The sequence below is a fragment of the Salipiger sp. HF18 genome (assembly GCF_011806505.1).
Taxonomy (GTDB): Bacteria; Pseudomonadota; Alphaproteobacteria; order Rhodobacterales; family Rhodobacteraceae; genus Salipiger; species Salipiger thiooxidans.
This window is the reverse complement of the sequence record NZ_JAATOS010000465.1, coordinates 1-3,114: the sequence shown is the minus strand read 5'-3', so window position 1 is coordinate 3,114 and position 3,114 is coordinate 1. Positions and strand designations below refer to the sequence as shown.

Genomic DNA, 3,114 nt, shown 5'->3' with positions numbered 1-3,114 from the left:
ATTCCTTCGACTGGGTACCACCCAGGAGGTAGCCGGTCGCGGCGAGGACGATGAAGAGGTTGTAGCCCCAGAACACGAACCACGCGGCGTTGCCGCCCCAGAGGCGCGCGGCCGAGGTGCGCTGGACGACGTAGAAGGACGTTGCGATCAGGGCGTTGCCCCCGAAGGCGAAGATCACCGCCGAGGTGTGGAGCGGCCGCAGGCGGCCGAAGTTCATGTAGCCCTGTGCCCAGTCGAAGTTCAGCACCGGAAAGGCGAGCTGCGCTGCGATGAAGGTGCCGGCCGCGAAACCGACGACACCCCAGAACGCGGTTGCGATCACGCCGGCCCTGACGACCCCGTCCATGTAGGAGGTCTCGAGCACCTTGGCGGGCACGGGCTCGTCGGTGCTGCGGAGGGTCCACAGGAACAGTCCGGCTGTCACCAGGAATATGATGATGGCGTGAACCATGTAAGCTGCATCTCGTGCGTAGTTGGCAGCGACCAGCGCGAAGACCGCGACCACGCCAAGCACGATCAGCTTGATATAGTTGATCATTGTTCGTCCCTTCGTCTGACCCGCACGATTCGACTGCCGCGCGAGCGGTTTATAGACTGAGCGGTTAATGAGGTCTTGCGCCCCTCCGCTCTTTGATCTGTATCAAGGCTTTGATGAACTGCCATTGACCATGGTCAAAGTGCGTCCATTCGCGCAAGCATAGACTGCCGAATGTCGGAGAGATAAACCCTGAGGAGATGAGACATGGGCTACAAAACGATACTGACAGTGGTCACCGACGAGGCGCTTGCCCAGTCGACGATCGACCACGCCGCCGCCGTTGCCTCAGCCTGGGACGCGCATCTTGACGTGCTCTGCTTCGGCGTCGACCGAACCCAGACGGGTTATTACTACGCCGGCGCCAACGCCATGATCCTGCAGGAAACCATCAGCCGCGCCACCGCCGATGCGGCGCAGCTCGCCGGCGTGGTGCGCGGGATCCTCGGCCAGACCAGCGTGCGCTGGGCCGTTGAGGAAGGCGTCGCGCAGCTCGCGGACATCGGTCGCCACGTGGCCGGCCGGGCGCGCTTTGCCGACCTCGTCGTGATGCCGAAACCCTATGGCAAGGAGCGCGGAGTGGAGCTCGAGCCTGTGACCGAGGGCGCGCTCTTCGAGGGCCAGACCCCGGTGCTGGTGGTGCCCGATACCTCGCCCGCCGGAACCGCGCCGTCGCGGGTTGTGATCGGCTGGAACGAGAGCAACGAGGCGCTGCGCTCGGTCCGGGCGGCGATGCCGCTGCTGCAGAGCGCCGAGCACGTCCATGTGGTGGTGATCGACCCGCCGCAGCACGGCCCGAACCGCTCGGACCCGGGCGGCGCGCTGTCGCAGTTTCTCGCCCGCCACGGCGTGAAGCCCGAGATCGACGTGCTGTCCAAGACCATGCCCCGCGTCTCCGACGTGCTGCGCCGCCATATGCTGGACGTCAACGCCGACATGGTGGTGATGGCCGCCTACGGGCACTCGCGCTTCCGCGAGGCGATCCTTGGCGGGGCCACCCGCAACATGCTCGAACAGGCCGAGGTTCCGGTCTTCCTCGCGCATTGACGGGCTGACGAACGACACGGCCGCGGCAACGACCGCGGCCGGAAATCGGGACAGTGAGGCGGCAGGAGTGCCGCGAGGCGGGCCTTCGGGCCCGCCTCAGGTTTCGGCGAGACCCGCCAGCATCATCCGCAGCGCCGCGAGGTCGGCAGGGGCGAGCGCCGCGTCGAGCGCGTCGTGCTCCTGCCGCCAGACCGGTACCGCGCGTTTCAGCAGCGCCCGGCCGTCGTCGCTGAGCCGCAGCCGCCGGTTGCGGCGGTCGGGCGGGTCGGCGGGGCTGTCCCCCAGCCCCCGCCGCCCGAGCACCCTGAAGGCGGCGGGGAGCGTGGGGCGGGCCATGGCGGGGGAGGGGGGGAGGTCCGAGATCCGCGGCGGCTCGGGCCGGTTGAGCGACATCAGGATCGAGAATTGCCCGTTGGTCAGTCCGAAGGGTTTCAGCGCCGTGTCGAAGCGGCGGGCGAGGTTGCGGGCAGCGCGCTGGACGCGCAGGCACAGACAGCGGTCACGCACCTCCAGCGTGGTCTCGATCGGCAGTTCGGGGTCCATCGTCTCATTCATGTTGATATCAACATAGTATCTCCTGTAACCTGCGAAGGTGCAACAGGGAGATATCAGAAATGTCCTATGTATCCGGTTTCCTCACCCCGGTGCCCGGCAAGAACAAGGACGCCTACCTCGCGTCCGCGCAGAAAAGCTGGCCACTGTTCAAGGAGTATGGCGCCACGGCGATGCGCGAGTGCTGGGAGGCCGACGTGCCGGACGGCGAGATCACCTCGTTTCCCATGGCGGTAAAGCGTGAGGACGGAGAGGCGGTGGTGTTCTCGTGGATCCTCTGGCCCGACAAGGCGACCGCCGATGCCTGCTGGGCGTCGATGGAAACCGATCCGCGCTGGCGCGAGATGGACATGCCCTTCGACGGCAAGCGCATGATCTTCGGCAATTTCGAGACGCTTTTCGAAGCGTGACCGATGCCTGCTCCCCGGTCGTGTCATCACGGCCGGGTCCGCAGGGCAGGGGCGTCAGGCGAAGACGCCCCCGTCGGAATCGTCGCCCGCCTCGTCGAGCAGGCGCTGCATGTCGGGCACCGTCACGTGGCGCTTGCCCTCGAGCGAGATCACCCCGTCCTTGCGCAGCGCCGAGATCTGGCGGCTCACCGTCTCGAGCGTCAGCCCGAGGTAATCGGCCATGGCCTCGCGGGTGAGCGGCAGGTCGAAGACGATGCTGCCGGTGACGTTGCGCATGTTGATCGAGGCATCGCGGCGCGCGATGATCGACAGCAGCGAGGCGATTTTCTCGCGTGCGGTCTTGCGGCCGAGCACCAGCATCCATTCCCGCGCGGCGTCGAGCTCGTCGAGCGTCATCTCGAGCAGGCGCTGGGCGATGTGCGGGGTCTGCCGCATCTGTTCCTCGAACGGTGCCTTGCGGAAGCAGCACATCACGAGATCGGTGGTCGCCACCACGTCATAGGCGGCATTGGCCCGGCCCGGACGCCCGACGAAGTCGCTGGGAAGCAGCAGGCCCACCATCTGGGTGCG

The 3,114-nt window shown here is 66.7% G+C and carries 5 protein-coding genes; 2 read left to right on the top strand and 3 right to left on the bottom strand.

The window, feature by feature from the left end:
- The coding region (locus HC022_RS22510) for a cbb3-type cytochrome c oxidase subunit I (RefSeq protein WP_175583697.1) at positions 1-538 on the bottom strand (538 nt) is incomplete at its 3' end.
- Positions 539-742: 204 nt separating this feature from the next.
- Here HC022_RS22510 and HC022_RS22505 point away from each other — a divergent pair.
- Positions 743-1,582, top strand: a complete 840-nt coding sequence (locus HC022_RS22505) for a universal stress protein (protein ID WP_167453884.1) — start codon at positions 743-745, stop codon at positions 1,580-1,582.
- A gap of 96 nt (positions 1,583-1,678) precedes the next feature.
- On the opposite strand, the gene HC022_RS22500 is transcribed toward HC022_RS22505, so the two are convergent.
- Positions 1,679-2,137: a MarR family winged helix-turn-helix transcriptional regulator gene (locus HC022_RS22500; protein WP_217704081.1), complete on the bottom strand. Its 459-nt coding sequence runs from the start codon at positions 2,135-2,137 to the stop codon at positions 1,679-1,681.
- Positions 2,138-2,196: 59 nt separating this feature from the next.
- On the opposite strand from HC022_RS22500, the gene HC022_RS22495 reads away from it, so the two are divergent.
- Positions 2,197-2,544 carry a DUF1428 domain-containing protein gene (locus tag HC022_RS22495; RefSeq protein ID WP_089958554.1) on the top strand — a complete coding sequence of 116 codons (348 nt, stop codon included), beginning with the start codon at positions 2,197-2,199 and terminating at the stop codon, positions 2,542-2,544.
- 54 nt (positions 2,545-2,598) lie between these two features.
- Here HC022_RS22495 and fnrL read toward each other — a convergent pair.
- Positions 2,599-3,114 (bottom strand): transcriptional regulator FnrL (gene fnrL, locus HC022_RS22490; RefSeq protein ID WP_167453883.1); only part of this gene is annotated, 516 nt, incomplete at its 5' end.

What these genes read in the sequence shown, in the direction of transcription:
- HC022_RS22505 (WP_167453884.1), top strand. Translation starts at nt 743, where the DNA reads ATGGGCTACAAAACGATACTGACAGTGGTCACCGACGAGGCGCTTGCC.
- HC022_RS22495 (WP_089958554.1), top strand. Translation starts at nt 2,197, where the DNA reads ATGTCCTATGTATCCGGTTTCCTCACCCCGGTGCCCGGCAAGAACAAG.
- HC022_RS22500 (WP_217704081.1), bottom strand. Translation starts at nt 2,137, where the DNA reads ATGAATGAGACGATGGACCCCGAACTGCCGATCGAGACCACGCTGGAG.